Source organism: Gordonia sp. C13, assembly GCF_023218005.1.
Lineage (GTDB): Bacteria > Actinomycetota > Actinomycetes > Mycobacteriales > Mycobacteriaceae > Gordonia > Gordonia namibiensis.
In genome coordinates, this window is sequence record NZ_JALPSY010000004.1 from 149,308 (window position 1) to 162,826 (window position 13,519).

Genomic DNA, 13,519 nt, shown 5'->3' on the forward strand with positions numbered 1-13,519 from the left:
GGGAGTGACCATGCCCGCGTGCGGGCCGCGTCAGTAGTAGTACGGGTAGTCGTCCCAGCGCGGATCGCGCTTCTCCAGGAATGCATCCCGGCCCTCGACGGCCTCGTCGGTCATGTAGGCCAGGCGGGTCGCCTCACCGGCGAACACCTGCTGACCCATGAGGCCGTCGTCGGTGAGGTTGAAGGCGAACTTCAGCATGCGCTGTGCGGTGGGTGATTTGCCGTTGATCTTGCGGGCCCACTCGATGGCGGTGTTCTCCAGCTCGGCGTGCGGGGCGACGCGATTGACCGCGCCCATGCGGTGCATGGTCTCCGCGTCGTAGGCCTCGCCGAGGAAGAAGATCTCGCGGGCGAACTTCTGGCCGACCTGCTTGGCGAGGTAGGCGCTGCCGTAGCCGGCGTCGAAGGAGCCCACATCGGCATCGGTCTGCTTGAACCGGGCGTGCTCGGCGGAGGCCAGGGTCAGGTCGCACACCACGTGCAGTGAGTGGCCGCCGCCGGCCGCCCATCCGTTGACCACCGCGATGACCACCTTGGGCATGGTGCGGATGAGTCGCTGGACCTCGAGGATGTGGAGTCGTCCGCCCTCGGCCTTGACCCGGGCCTCGTCGACGGAGTCGGCTCCCGCGGCCACGACGTCGGTGTCGTGACTGGTCGCGTACTGGTACCCGGAACGGCCGCGGATTCGCTGGTCGCCGCCGCTGCAGAAGGCCCACCCGCCGTCCTTGGGGCTCGGGCCGTTGCCGGTCAGGAGGATCGTGCCGACATCGGGGGAGCGGCGGGCATGGTCGAGCACCCGGTAGAGCTCGTCGACGGTGTGCGGGCGGAAGGCGTTGCGGACCTCCGGTCGGTTGAAGGCCACCCGCACGATGCCGTTCTCGCGACCCTCACCTGCATGCCGGTGGTAGGTGATGTCGGTGAGGTCGGTGAACCCGGGCACCGGGGTCCACTGGGCCGGATCGAACGGCTGGTCGGCGGTCTTGGTGTCGTCGGTCGCGCTCATGCGCTCAGAGTAGTGATCACAGACGGCCGGGCTCACGGCGGTCCGCCGGGTGCGCGGGCGTCCGAAGTGGATCAAAGGTCCTGATGAGTTCGGTTTCCGCGCGAACCGTATACGATGCGGGGTTTTCAGCTAATTCCCAGTTCGCAGTGCTTACATGTACCCATGGACACCTGGGGGTGGATTGTCGTCGGAGTGGCCGGCTGGTGCGTACTTGCCGCGGTGGTCGCGGTGATCGTGGGGCGGGCAGTACGGCTTCGAGACGAGAAGGAGCGCGGGCCGCGTGGAGTCCCCGACTTCGTCCCCGGTACGTCACAGGGGTTCGTGCGCCACGGTGTGTGCGTCGACCTCGACTCGCACCGTCGCTCCGACCGGCACCGTCCGGGTGGCCAGGGGGAGCACCAGTCCGGCTCGTGAATCGGTCTTCTTATACGGTTGACCGGTGAGTGAAGCGAACGACCGTGCTGTAGAGATCGTCGAGGAAGACCCGCACGAGGGTGGTTTCCGGCCCCATGCGGCCATCACCACCGAGCGCGGCGGCCCGCGGTACGGCGAGTTCAGCGAACAGGTCCGTCTGTTGATGGACAACGCGCGCTACGCCTGCCCCGATGACGAGCTCGTCGACGAACTCATCGAGCACCTCAGCGCGGTCAACGAGCGTCTGGCCAAGGTTCGCATCGACGAATGGCATTCGCCTGCCGGTACCCGCGTCGACCTGCCGTCCCGCGGCAACATCACCCTCCCGCCCTACGAGGTCGTCGAGGCCTCCGAAGACGGAGTCGTCGCCGAACTGGTCTTCCGCGACTTCCATCTCGGCGGCAACGCCGCTGCACACGGCGGACATGTCGCCGTCGCCTTCGACGACATCGGTGGTTACGCCTCGGCCGTGGCGATCCAGCACGTCAGCCGCACCGCCTACCTGAACGTGCAGTACCGCTCGATCACCCCGCTGAACACCCCGCTGCGCGTGCGCGCCTGGGCGGACAGGATCGAGGGCCGCAAGGTCTTCATCAAGGGCACCATGCACGACGGCGACCGGTTGTGCGCCGAGATGGACGCCCTGTTCATCAAGCTCAAGCCCGGCCAGGCCTAGCCGGGCTGTCGAACCCGGTTCGGGCGGCCGGTCAGCCGGGGAGCCGACGGCTGCGCACCGTCGGCGACGCCGACCTCGACACCCGGAGCACGATGGTGACGGCCTCGTCGTCGGCGACCGGACACAGCTCGTCCATCTCACGACGTAGACCGGCGAGAACGTCGCCGTGGTTGCTCGACAGAGAGCGAGCCGTCGCGTCGTCGAGGGCATAGAGGAACGCAGGGGTCACGGGGTGTACGGCGTAGCCGAGTTGTTCGGCGGCCGCCCACAGTTGTTCGACGACGAGGCCGGCCCGCAGGTAGTCCGCCGGTGTCCGTCCACGCTGGACCAGGAGCAGGATTCCCGACGCCGAGGTGACCCGTGCCGCCGCGTCGGCACCCAGTGCGGCACCACCGCCCCACTCGTCGAGCAGGGACATCACATCGGCGCGGCGGAGCACGTCGAGCATCCCGGCCATGGCCGGCGGCAGGTCGAGGGAGGCGATGTCGATCCCGGCGCCGGCCGCGGGGTCGGCGGTGAGTTCGGCGAACATCTCGCGGTGCAGCTCCGGAGTCAGGAAGCGCACCCGGTCGGAGCGATCGGCGATCGAGGCGAAGGTCGTGATCCGCGCACGGTCGGTGAGCGGTACGAGCCGGGTGATCTCGGTGTCGGCCACGTCGGCGAGACGGATCAGATCGTCGTCGTCCAGCGGTGAACCGTTTCCCGGTCCACGACGGGTCCCCCGCGCCAGCAGGGTGCGGAGTTCGCGCTCGTACTCGGGTGCGTGCACGCCCGCACCGAGGCCCTTGAGCCGCACCCGTCCGAGGATCGTCCGATCGTCCGCGACGACCTCGAGGTCGTCGAGTACGCCGCGACTCGCCGCGGCCACGCGGGCGTTGTGCAGGGCGGCACCCACCGCGACCGCGGAGGCCCGATGCTCGATGTCGAGCGTCGACGTGCGGGAGCGATCCAGCACGATGGTCACGGAGTCGTCGTCGGCGATGATCTGCCACGGCTGCTGATTGCCCGCCGACGGGGCACGGCTCGCCGCGTACGTGATCAGCTCGAGGTCGGACATCTCCTCGACCGGAAGCTGGTCTGTCGATTCGTCGGCCGTGCCGGCGTTGTCGTGTGCACGGTCGAGGGGATCGGTGAGGCCGTCGAGCCAGGCGTCGCGATCGAAGCGCACGCGTCCCGACGGCAGCGGCCTGCCCTGGACGAGGCGACGGACCGCGGCGGCGACCGTCGCCCCACCGAGGAGGACGTCGCCGGCCAGCTGAGGCCAGGCGGTGACCGAGTGACCGAGCTCGATCGCCGACGCGGCCATCGGCGCGGTGACCCGAGCCGGCTCGAGCACCTTGACGGCCAGCGGCGTCAGATGCGCGCGGTCGAGCCCCACGAGGTCCTCGATGCGGAGGTCGCCCGCGAGGCCGTGGAACAACGGGCGATCCGGCTCGAGGTCGAAGCGCTCCACGTCCAGGGTCCCGCCGTCGCTCGTCTCCATCAGCACCGGGATGCCCAGCTCGCGGCAACGGTGCCGTACCAGCACCTTCACGTCGAAGGAATCGCATTCCTCGACGACGAGATCGAGTCCGTCGAGGAATTCGTCGATGTTCTCCGCGGTGATGCCGTCGGAGAACACCGAAGTCGTCAGATAGGGATCGATTTCAGAAAGCCGACGAGAAGCGACCACGGCTTTGTTCGTCTCAATATCCAGCAATGTCGCCGGAATTCGATTCATATTGGTCAGCTCGAGGTCATCGAAATCGGCCAGGCGTAATTCGCCGGCCAATCCCTCGAGCGTCAGGGTGAGGGCGATGGCGTGACCCACGCTCAATCCGACGACACCGATGCGCAGTTTCGCCGCGGCATCGAGATCCGCGGCGGTCAGCTTATGCCGGTTGCGGTCCAGGCGAAGACGACGAAAAGACAGTGGACCGGGGATTTTCACCAGGGATTTTCGCCACGGAAAGTATGCGAAACGGGGTTTTTCGGTCAGGAGTGCCGGGTCGACCGGTGGGAGGATCTCGGCGAGTGCGCGGGTGGTCTGCGCCGTCAGGTCGGTCACGTCGAGCGAGCCGTCGTCGAACAGGGAATCAGGGACTTCGGACTCGGAGTACAGGACGGCGGTGGTGGCCGGCACGGAGGGCATACCTCATCGTGGCCTACTCGACCGAGCGTCGCCAACCGGGTCGGCAGGTGCCGAATCCGGGAGGAAACGGCGCTCGTGAGCCTGCATAAAAACGCTCTTGTGGCAACATTACACGCGGGGTCAGGGGAGATCTTGCAACCAATTCCTCCATTTCGGAAGGCGCAATCCTGCGATGAAAACGATGAGAACCGCCGGTGAGGTGGTGCGAACGGGGGTTCTGCGTGGCACCGCCGAGGAAGCCGGGTCGGAGTACACGGTCGTCGCGGCCGCACCCCGCCGTGAGAGCGCATTGTGGGATCGGTATCTGAACGGGGCCGCCGCCGCGTACGAACGGCACGGCTGTGCGGCCGCTCTCGACTACGACGAGGTCGTCTCGGGTGCGGGAACGGCGCTGTTCTTCGCGGTCCTCGACGACACCGACCAGGTCCGGGGTGGCCTACGTGTCCAGCCGAGGTTCGGTGCGGCGGCCCAGTCGCATGCGCTGGTCGAGTGGGCCGGCCAGCCTGGTCAGGTGCAGCTGGTGAACGCCATCGAGTCGCGCCTCGCCGGTGGGATCGTCGAGGTCAAGACCGCCTGGGTGGATGAGCGTTCCCCGATCGCGAGGTCGGTGGCCGGGCAGCTCTCGCGGTTGGGTCTGGTGATCATGGAGATGTCGGGGACCGACCACATGATGGCGACCGCGGCCGATCACGTTCTACGGCGCTGGCAGTCGGGCGGCGGGCGCGTCGACGAATCCGTGCCGCCGACCCCGTTCCCCGACGAGCGGTACCGCACGCGCCTCATGTGGTGGGATCGTGCCCGCATCCGCGAACACACCACTCTCGAGACGTGGCGACGGATGCGGATGGAAGCCGACATCCTGCAGGCCGCGGGCGCGGCTCAGCTCCTACCCCGCGTCTCCATCTCGACGAAGTCCGGGGGACGTTGGTAGAAGACCTCGTACAGGCTCGCCGACGGAGGCGATGCCGGCGGGTCCTCCGCGGCGTGGGCGCTCAGCGTGCCGTCGTTCCACACGATCGGGTCGATCGTGTCGATGACCGTGGTGTCGCGGCCGCTCTCCTTGGCGCGGTAGACGCACTCGTCGGCGCGGCCGAGTAGGTTGCCGATGACGTCGTCGGTCGAGTGGGCGCTGCCGTCCCGCGAGGACACCAGCGGTGCGCAGACACCCCCCACACTGATCGTCACCGGTGCGGTCGCGGCCACGGCGGCACGCAGACGTTCGGCGCTGCGCCAGAGCTCTTCCTTGTCACGGACGACGTGGAAGAGGAGGAACTCCTCGCCGCCGTAACGACAGACCTCGGAACCGACCGGTGCTTGTTCGCGGATGGCTGCCGCGGCGGAGAGCAGCACGCCGTCGCCGGCAAGGTGCCCGTACTCGTCGTTGATCCGCTTGAAGTGGTCGACGTCGAGCAGCAGGATGCCGATCCATCCGGTCGAGGATCGCGCGGCCGACAGCAACTGGGATGCCCGGATGAGGAAACCGCGACGGTTGAGCAGGCCGGTCAGCGGGTCGATCCCGCAGAGGCGGGTCTGCTGGTCGAGAACGGCCTCCATCGATTTCCGGAGAGCCACCACGAGGAAGACCGGCACGACGATGATGCCGAACATCGCGCCGAAACTGATCAGGAAGGTGGGCACGGAGTCCGCGAGGATCGCGAGGACCAGCGCTGCGCAGGCGCTGGCGACCGCCAGGTGGGACAGGATGAGCCGCGGCGAGGCGGAGATCGCGCCGATCGCCGGGATCACGGCCACGATGGCCAGCACCAGAGCTGCGGTGAGGGGATCGGCGAGGATCAACGATGTGCCGCCGATGCCCGCGATGCCGAATCCGCCGAGGGCAGCGAACTCCGGGTCGGTCAACCGGCGACGCAGGGCGGTGAAGGCGAAGATCAGGGCGATGAACGACCAGATGGTCATCAGGACGATGATCTTGCCCGGCTTGATGGTGTGGGGCGCGAGTAGAGCGATGAGAGGCAGCGGCAGAACGCCACCGGTGCTGATCAGCGTTGCCATGGAGCGCGCGTCGTAGCGTCGCATCACATTCCTGATCAAGGCCATACGCCGGGACCGCTTTCCGTCGCTATGACCGCGCACGCGGTCACGGATACTCCGAACATGGGTTTTACGAATACAAAATCGTAACCGGAACGAACAAATCCTGAGTGGCGTCGCACCCAGGACTTGCAGCCACCTTAGCAGTGGTTTTGTAGCCTTTCTAATTGTTTGCCGAGATCCCGAAGAAAGGGAGGAGCGCCGGCGAACAGCGCCGGCGGATGCCGAGACCCGGAATTCTACGGCCGGGCTGTCGCGCGTGCTCGCCGGCGTGATTGTCGACACCATTCGACGCGGACGAAATCCTCCGACCGAATCCGCGGTTCTTCGAGCGTGATTCGGCGCGCGGGTCGTCGCTCGAACCGAGCGGTCTGCGAGTAGAGTCTCGCCCACGGCGGGACGTGGCGATCATGCCGCGGCCGGGGGGATCGGACGAGATAGATGATGGAGCGTTGAACCGCGACGCAACGGTGATCGCGGTGTCGGTCGACCCCTATCATCGCGCAGTCGTCGCCTACGGGCACCGGTCCGCCGTATCGATCGCCGAGTTGTTCGTCGAGCAGGTCCTGATGCCGATCAGTCCGCGTGCCCGGTTCGAACGCCGGTCGGACCTGCAGTGGCTGATCTCCCTCTCCGCGGACGACGGCGGCCACGATGCGCTCATCGACGCGGCCCGGCGCAAGCTCGGTGCGCACACGGTCAGCGACGGTGACCGCAGCGCGTTCCTCGACGTCTGCATGGGCGTCGCCGTGAGTGCGGATCTCCGCGCCGTCTCCGACGAGACCGACCTGGTACGGCACGCCGACGCCGCTCTGTGCGTCGCCCTCACCCGGCGGGTGCACGTCGAGTTCGCGCACCCCGGCATGGTGCGGCAGATCAGCGCGGAGGTCGACCTCGCGGCCTGGCTCACCCGTTCGGTGGAGCGCGACTTCTCGGTCTTCTACCAGCCGATCGTCGCGATGGCGGACCGTCGGGTGGTCGGCTACGAGTCGCTGCTGCGGTGGCACACCGAATCGGGGGTTCTCGCTCCCGATGCATTCCTCGCAGTCGCCGAGGGTATTTCACTGCTCGCGCCTATCGGACGGCATGCCATCGGGGAGGCCATCCGGGATCTGGCCGGCGACATCTCCGAGATGGCGGGGGAGGAGGCCTTCGTCTCGCTCAACCTCTCGGGGCAGCAGCTCTCCGACGAGGGCCTCGTCCGCTACATCGACGGTCTGATCCGTGATCACCACGTCGAGCCGTCACGGGTGTGGATCGAGGTCCGCGAGGATCAGGTGATCCGGCTCGAGACGTCGGCGGCCCGGACCGTCAACGGCCTGCACGACCTCGGGTGCACGATCTGCGTCGACGACCTCGGCGCCGGTTTCTCGGCCCTTCGCTACGTCCGCGATCTGCCCGTCGATGTCCTGAAGGTCGATCGCACCCTGATCGCCCAGCTGGTTCACAGTCATTCCGATCGTGCTGTGGTGCGGGCGATCTCGGAGATGGCAGCGGCCACCGGGCTGCGGATGGTGGCCGAGGGAATCGAGAGCGACGATGTGCTGGAAGTGCTCACGGAGTTCGGGTTCGACTATGCGCAGGGATTCTTCTTCGGCCGGCCCGAACCGCTGGCCTCCTGGACGGGACAGTAGTCCGTCGAGGCGATGGCACCATAAGGCCGAGGACGACTCAGGGCCCGGGACGCCGACGGGCCGGCGCGCCGTCTCCGGCGCACCGGCCCGTCGGTGTCGTTCCCGATGATGTTCGGGGAGAGGGTTTCTCGGACTACGAGGCAGTCCCGGTCTCGATCGCCTGCTGGTGTTTGATGCTTTCCACCTCGATACGGCGCGGCTTGGCCTTCTCGGCCACCGGGATGGTCACGGTGAGCACGCCGTTGTCGTAGCGGGCGGAGATGCCGGCACTGTCGATGGAGTCACCGAGGGTGAGCTGGCGTCGATAGGTTCCGGAGAACCGTTCGCTGGCCAGCCACTCGACGCCCTCGTCGGACGGGGCAGATCGCTGGGCGGACAACGTGAGAACGCCGTTGTCGACGCTCACGTCGATCGAGCCCGGGTCGGCGCCCGGTAGGTCGGCGACGAGCATGTAGTGGTCGTCGACCTTGTAGAGGTCCAAGGGCATGAACTTGGGAGTACGCGCGGTTCCGGCAACCGAACCGGTCAGCATGCCCCGGGCCCAGGCATCCATGTCGGAAAACGGATCGAAACGCAGCACAGCAGTTCACCTCCTGTCTCACAAGGCTGCCCGCCACTCGTCCGGCGAGCAGCTCAACGCTGTACTGACACCGAAGATAGCACCGGATTCCGCGCTCGTCTAGCACTCTCGGTCAAAGAGTGCTAACGAATTTCCGGGTGGTGTCAGCCGCCTCGGCTCAGCCGAGTTCGGTTGCGTCGATGGTGAATCCGGCGTCGCGGAGGCGATCGATGAGGGCGTCGCCCATGGCCGCGGCGGTCGTCAGGACGCCCGTGCGGGCCGGCAGACGGTCGCGGTCGAGCGCGAGTGCCAGGGCGCTCTCGGCGAGCATCACCGCGGTCGCCTTGTATCCGGGGTCGCCCTGCGCGCGCATCTGTGAGCGATAGCGTCGGCCGGTGGTCGTCCGGGTGAACGTCTCGACCACGAAATACCCACTGTTGCGGGACTTCTCGTTGGGTCCGTCGCCCGGTTTCGGAAGGACGCGGTCGAGGAGGCGGCGGGTGGGGCCGAAGCTCATGGCGCCCATGAACGCACCGGTGCCCACGGCCACCGCGCCGGCGGCGAGGGTCGACAAGGCCGGGACCCCGCCCACGTTCATCGTCTCCGCGTAGTGGAAGTTCGACCCGTAGGCGTTGTCCAGCAGCGCATTCGACCGCCGGACGATCCGGGTGTTGTGTGCGGCCATGAAGAACGGGGCGAGCGTGCCGCTCAGCGACGGGTCGACCTTCTTGGCGTTGATGATCGACAGGTCGCTCGGTTCATCGGACAGGCTGACCCGGGGGACCTCACCGGGGCCGCCCGAGAGGGCCTGCGGATTGAGCATCAGGCGCCGGGCCTGAGAGTTCTTGGCCTCGTCGGCGATGACCCGCATCGAGTCGATGGTGCCGCCGGACAGGCCGCCGCGCATCGACTTCACCACGAGCGTGGTGTCGGTCATCTCGCCGGCACCGTCCTCGGCGACCTTCTTGTAGAGCGCGTAGGTGGTGATGTCGGAGGGGACGGAGTCGAAGCCGCAGGAGTGGACGATACGCGCGCCCGAGGCGACCGCGGTGTCGTGTGCCTTGTCGATGGAGTAGCGGACGAAGGGGACCTCGCCGGTGAGGTCGACGTAGTCGGTCCCGGCGGTGGCCGCCGCGACGACGAGCGCCTCGCCGTACTTGAGGTAGGGGCCGACGGTCGTGCAGACGACCTGGGTGCGGGCGACCATCGCGTCGAGCGCAGCGGGCGAGTTGGAGTCGGCCACGATCAGCGGCCAGTCCCGGGCGCGGAGCGGTAGTCGTTCGCGGACCTGGGTCAGCTTGGACTCGTTGCGGCCGGCGAGCGCCACCTTGGTGCCGATCGGGGCGTGGTCGGCGAGGTACCGCGCAGTGATCTCGCCGACGAAGCCGGTGGCGCCGTAGACGACGACGTCGAACTCGCGGCCGTGCGACCCGGCTGCGGACTGGTTGTCGTTGCTGTTTGTCTCGGTGTTCGATTCCCCGCTCATCTCTCCGACTTTACGTGGGACGCGGGTCACATGTGACCGGAGAGTCAGTTACCTCGCGCGGCCACTGCGCCGGGAGGCGGCACGCGCGGCGAACGGTGCCACGAACAGCATGAGGAGCACCCGCAGGATCTGCGCCGCGACGACGAAGGCCACATTGCCGCCCGCGCCGGTGGCCGCCGCGAGGACGGCATAGATGCCGCCCGGGGTGGTCGCGAGGTAGCAGTCGAACATCGACTCGCCGGTCCAGGCCGACAGCGCGACACCGAGCAGCGCGCACCCGAGGCCGATGGCCAGGATCAGGGCCAGCGCGTGCGGCAGGACGCGGCCGATCGCTCGCAGACGCTCCATGGTGAACCCGAGTCCGGCCTGCCACCCGATCAGCGCATAGGCGACGGTGAGCAGGATCGGGGACACCGCGGCGTCGCCGGCGACACCGGTGAGTTCGGCCGCCGTCGAGATCGCGAGGGGGCCGAGCAACCCGGCGGCCGGGAGGCGTAGCAAACGTCCCACGGGGATGCCGACACCCAGGCACACGACGAGCAGTAACAGGCCCCACGCCTGGTCGGTCCACGACGCCGGGACCACCTCGACGGCACTCTCGCCGGCCCCGAAGACGAGGGAGGCGACGAGCGGGATCGTGACGGTGACGAGAGCGACGCGCAGGTACTGGATGACCGCGACCATCCGTTCGTCCCCGCCGAACTCACGGGTGAGGGCCACCAGCCCGGAGGCGCCGCCGGCCACGAGGGCCAGCGAACCGGTCAGCGGGTCGACGTCACGATGCAATCCGAGGAGGGCGCCGCAGACGACGGAGATCGCGAGGGTCGCGATCCCGATCACCAGCACCGGGAACCACGACGAACCCAGGCCGCTGATCGTCTCCGGGTCGGCCATCGTCCCGATGAAGACGCCGAGCACGCCCTGGGACGAGACGAACGCCCAGCGCGGCACGATCGGGGCGTCGGGGTCGTCGTGGGAGTTGCGTTGCCGGGGTGCACGACCGGCGATCGCGAGCAGGCCGGCGACGACGAGACCGGCGAACAGGGCTGCCGCGTCGACGTCGAAGAGTTCGAGGATCAGCGTCGCGGCCGCGGTCAGGAGGGCCAGCAATGTCCAGCGACGCATTGTGCCCACAGTAGGGCAGCACCTTGCCGGGTGCCGAGGGCGGGCGAGGCCGGCCGCCGGGGATCAGGTGGGCTGCGCCGTGCCCAGGCTCAGTGCCCCATGGGGTTTCGGGACGCCCGGTTGATAGAACGAGTCGACGGTGCCGAGGGCGAACCCGGCCGTGGTCAGTTCGGCACGGACGTCCCGGGTGAGGTGGCACCCGCCGGCGATGCGTTTCTGGATCGGCTCGAGCCGACGCTGCCACGTGCGCACCTTCTCGTCGGGGGCGAGTCCGTGTTCGAGGAAGGCCAGGGTGCCGCCCGGCCGGAGCACGCGGCGGATCTCGGCGAGGGCCGCGCCCAGGTCGGGGATGGTGCACAGGGTGAACGTCGACAGTGCGGCGTCGAAGGAATCGTCGTCGAACGGCAGTTCCTGGCCGTCGAGTCCGGAGCGTTCGATCGGTACCGCGGACCCCGCGACCCGGTCGGCGGCCATCCGCCAGCCGACATCGGAGGGTTCGACCGCGGCGACCTCGGTGACCGTGTCGGGATACAGCCCGACGTTGAGGCCCGAGCCGAAACCGACCTCGAGCATCCGCCCGCTCAGCGGGGCGCAGGTGCGCTCTCGCAGTGGTGTCAGGGCCGACATCCCGCACGCGACGTGGACCAGGTGCGGGACGACGCGGTCGTCATAAAATCCCACGTGACCAGCGTAACGCCGCTCCCCGGCGCACCGCGAGAGTTCGAGTCCCTACGCTTGAGGAATGAATCGACCGGTTCCGAATCCCTCGACGCTGCAGGCGCGGGTCATCGTCGACGAGATGATCCGGGGCGGTGTGCGGGAAGCCGTACTGTGCCCGGGGTCCCGGAACGCGCCGCTGGCCTTCGCCCTGCACGCCGCCGACGCGGCGGGCCGGCTGCGGCTGCACGTCCGCATCGACGAGCGGTCCGCGGGTTACCTGGCGCTGGGCCTGGCGGTGTCGTCGAAGGAACCGGTGCCGATCGTCATGACCAGCGGCACGGCCGTGGCCAACATGGGTCCGGCGGTCTTCGAGGCCAACTACGCCCGCGTCCCGCTGGTCGTGATCAGCGCCAACCGGCCGTATGAGCTGCTGGGCTCGGGCGCCAACCAGACGGTTGAACAGTTCGGTCTCTTCGGCACCCAGGTGCGCGCCGCGATCAGCCTCGGCCTCGCCGAGCGCGACCTCGACACCAACAGCCAGTGGCGGTCGGCCGTCGGTCGTGTGCTCGCCGCCGCGCGCGGTGCCCGCACCGGCAACGCCGGCCCGGTCCAGTTCGACATCCCGCTGCGGGAACCGCTCGTGCCCGACCCGGACGAGGTCGGGGACGACGATCTGGGGTCGTTCGCCGGACGTCCCGGCGGACTGCCGTGGACGCAGGCGCCGGTCGGCAAACTCGACGTCCCGCTGCCCATCGACCTGTCGCTGGACACGGTCGTGGTGTCCGGACACGGCTCGGGTGAGCATCCCGCCCTCGCCGACGTGCCGACGGTTGCCGAACCGACCGCGCCGCACCCGGCGACCCCGCTGCACCCGCTCGCACTCGACTCGGTACGTCCCAGGCAGGCGATCATCTGCGGCCGTCCGACGCTGCATCGCGGGGTCTCGCGGCTGCTCGCCGACCCCGAGGTGCGGGTCTACGCGCTGACCACCGGTCCGCGCTGGCCCGACGTCTCGGGCAACGTCTTCGCGACCGGTACGCGCATCGAGGTCGTCGGCGAACCGCGCGAGGACTGGATCAAGGAGTGCGCCGCCGTCCAGGAGCGGGTGGCCGGGGCAGTCGAGGCCGAGCTCGACGAACCCGGTCCGACCACCGGACTGCACGTCGCGCGAGCTGTCAGCGCTGCGATGGCGCCGGGCGACCAGCTCGTCGTCGGGGCGTCGAACCCGATCCGCGACATCGCACTCGCCGGACGGGTCGCCGAAGGCGTGCGCGTCCTGTCCAACCGCGGCGTCGCCGGCATCGACGGGACCAACTCGACGGCCATCGGTGCCGCGCTGGCCCTCGACCGCGAACGTCCCGGCGCCCGCACGATCGCGCTGATGGGTGACCTGACCTTCATCCACGACGCCACCGGCCTGGTCATCGGGCCCGGGGAGCCGAGGCCCGATTCGCTGCGGATCGTCGTGGCCAACGACGACGGCGGCGGGATCTTCGGACTGCTCGAACAGGGCGACCCGCGCTACAACGCCGGGCAGTACGCCGGCGCCTACGAGCGCGTCTTCGGAACCCCGCACCGCACCGACATCGCGTCGATGTGCGCGGGCTTCCACATCCCGCACCGGCGCGTCGGCGTCGACGAACTGCGCGCCGTCCTCGCCGAGGAACCGGCGGCCGGCGGCATCGAGGTGATCGAGGTCGCCACGGATCGGGATCGGTTGCGATCGGTGCACGCGGCGATCGCGGCGCGCCTGAAAGCGTCGGCGGACTAGACCGCGCGA

Annotated in this window: 12 protein-coding genes; 5 read left to right on the forward strand and 7 right to left on the reverse strand. The window is 68.7% G+C overall.

Features of this window, described 5'->3' with window-relative positions; genetic code table 11:
- Window positions 1-30 precede the first annotated feature (30 nt).
- Window positions 31-1,002 carry a 1,4-dihydroxy-2-naphthoyl-CoA synthase gene (locus M1L58_RS05640; protein ID WP_248658148.1) on the reverse strand — a complete coding sequence of 324 codons (972 nt, stop codon included), beginning with the start codon at window positions 1,000-1,002 and terminating at the stop codon, window positions 31-33.
- A 162-nt stretch (window positions 1,003-1,164) separates the two neighbouring features.
- Between M1L58_RS05640 and M1L58_RS05645 the strand changes: the two genes are divergently transcribed.
- Both M1L58_RS05645 and M1L58_RS05650 read left to right on the forward strand, forming a co-directional pair.
- Complete coding sequence (locus M1L58_RS05645) at window positions 1,165-1,416, forward strand: hypothetical protein (RefSeq protein WP_006865246.1); 252 nt, start codon at window positions 1,165-1,167, stop codon at window positions 1,414-1,416.
- Window positions 1,417-1,441: 25 nt separating this feature from the next.
- Entirely contained in the window at window positions 1,442-2,092 is a 651-nt protein-coding gene (locus M1L58_RS05650) for a PaaI family thioesterase (RefSeq protein WP_248658149.1), read from the forward strand.
- 31 nt (window positions 2,093-2,123) lie between these two features.
- On the opposite strand, the gene M1L58_RS05655 is transcribed toward M1L58_RS05650, so the two are convergent.
- The gene (locus M1L58_RS05655) at window positions 2,124-4,223 is read right to left on the reverse strand and encodes an Rv1355c family protein (protein ID WP_248658150.1); all 2,100 of its coding nucleotides are present in this window, start codon (window positions 4,221-4,223) and stop codon (window positions 2,124-2,126) included.
- A 172-nt stretch (window positions 4,224-4,395) separates the two neighbouring features.
- On the opposite strand from M1L58_RS05655, the gene M1L58_RS05660 reads away from it, so the two are divergent.
- Window positions 4,396-5,154, forward strand: coding sequence for a hypothetical protein (locus tag M1L58_RS05660; RefSeq protein ID WP_248658151.1), 759 nt, complete (start codon window positions 4,396-4,398; stop codon window positions 5,152-5,154).
- On the opposite strand, the gene M1L58_RS05665 is transcribed toward M1L58_RS05660, so the two are convergent.
- On the reverse strand, window positions 5,103-6,260 hold the full coding sequence (locus M1L58_RS05665; protein ID WP_248658152.1) for a GGDEF domain-containing protein: 1,158 nt from the start codon (window positions 6,258-6,260) through the stop codon (window positions 5,103-5,105). The two genes, M1L58_RS05660 and M1L58_RS05665, sit on opposite strands and share 52 nt — an antisense overlap.
- Before the next feature lie 467 nt (window positions 6,261-6,727).
- On the opposite strand from M1L58_RS05665, the gene M1L58_RS05670 reads away from it, so the two are divergent.
- Window positions 6,728-7,909, forward strand: coding sequence for an EAL domain-containing protein (locus tag M1L58_RS05670; RefSeq protein ID WP_006865241.1), 1,182 nt, complete (start codon window positions 6,728-6,730; stop codon window positions 7,907-7,909).
- A 133-nt stretch (window positions 7,910-8,042) separates the two neighbouring features.
- Here the strand turns inward: M1L58_RS05670 and M1L58_RS05675 are convergent, their stop codons facing one another.
- The 4 genes from M1L58_RS05675 to M1L58_RS05690 all read right to left on the reverse strand — a co-directional run bounded on the left by M1L58_RS05675 (window position 8,043) and on the right by M1L58_RS05690 (window position 11,760).
- Complete coding sequence (locus M1L58_RS05675; RefSeq protein WP_006865240.1) at window positions 8,043-8,489, reverse strand: Hsp20/alpha crystallin family protein; 447 nt, start codon at window positions 8,487-8,489, stop codon at window positions 8,043-8,045.
- A 157-nt stretch (window positions 8,490-8,646) separates the two neighbouring features.
- Window positions 8,647-9,954 (reverse strand): saccharopine dehydrogenase family protein, encoded by a 1,308-nt coding sequence (locus tag M1L58_RS05680; RefSeq protein ID WP_248658153.1) that lies wholly within the window; start codon window positions 9,952-9,954, stop codon window positions 8,647-8,649.
- A gap of 48 nt (window positions 9,955-10,002) precedes the next feature.
- Window positions 10,003-11,079, reverse strand: a complete 1,077-nt coding sequence (locus M1L58_RS05685; RefSeq protein WP_248658154.1) for an AbrB family transcriptional regulator — start codon at window positions 11,077-11,079, stop codon at window positions 10,003-10,005.
- A 63-nt stretch (window positions 11,080-11,142) separates the two neighbouring features.
- Window positions 11,143-11,760, reverse strand: a complete 618-nt coding sequence (locus tag M1L58_RS05690; RefSeq protein WP_248658155.1) for a class I SAM-dependent methyltransferase — start codon at window positions 11,758-11,760, stop codon at window positions 11,143-11,145.
- A 61-nt stretch (window positions 11,761-11,821) separates the two neighbouring features.
- Here M1L58_RS05690 and menD point away from each other — a divergent pair, with 61 nt between their 5' ends.
- A complete protein-coding gene (gene menD / locus M1L58_RS05695) occupies window positions 11,822-13,510 on the forward strand; it encodes a 2-succinyl-5-enolpyruvyl-6-hydroxy-3-cyclohexene-1-carboxylic-acid synthase (RefSeq protein ID WP_248658156.1) in 1,689 nt (562 codons plus the stop codon).
- Window positions 13,511-13,519 lie beyond the last annotated feature (9 nt).

Bases quoted from the DNA above. Each gene is read 5' to 3' on its own strand.
- M1L58_RS05640 (WP_248658148.1), bottom strand. From the start codon at position 1,002: ATGAGCGCGACCGACGACACCAAGACCGCCGACCAGCCGTTCGATCCG.
- M1L58_RS05645 (WP_006865246.1), top strand. From the start codon at position 1,165: ATGGACACCTGGGGGTGGATTGTCGTCGGAGTGGCCGGCTGGTGCGTA.
- M1L58_RS05655 (WP_248658150.1), bottom strand. From the start codon at position 4,223: ATGCCCTCCGTGCCGGCCACCACCGCCGTCCTGTACTCCGAGTCCGAA.
- M1L58_RS05660 (WP_248658151.1), top strand. From the start codon at position 4,396: ATGAAAACGATGAGAACCGCCGGTGAGGTGGTGCGAACGGGGGTTCTG.
- M1L58_RS05665 (WP_248658152.1), bottom strand. From the start codon at position 6,260: ATGCGACGCTACGACGCGCGCTCCATGGCAACGCTGATCAGCACCGGT.
- M1L58_RS05680 (WP_248658153.1), bottom strand. From the start codon at position 9,954: ATGAGCGGGGAATCGAACACCGAGACAAACAGCAACGACAACCAGTCC.
- M1L58_RS05685 (WP_248658154.1), bottom strand. From the start codon at position 11,079: ATGCGTCGCTGGACATTGCTGGCCCTCCTGACCGCGGCCGCGACGCTG.
- menD (WP_248658156.1), top strand. From the start codon at position 11,822: ATGAATCGACCGGTTCCGAATCCCTCGACGCTGCAGGCGCGGGTCATC.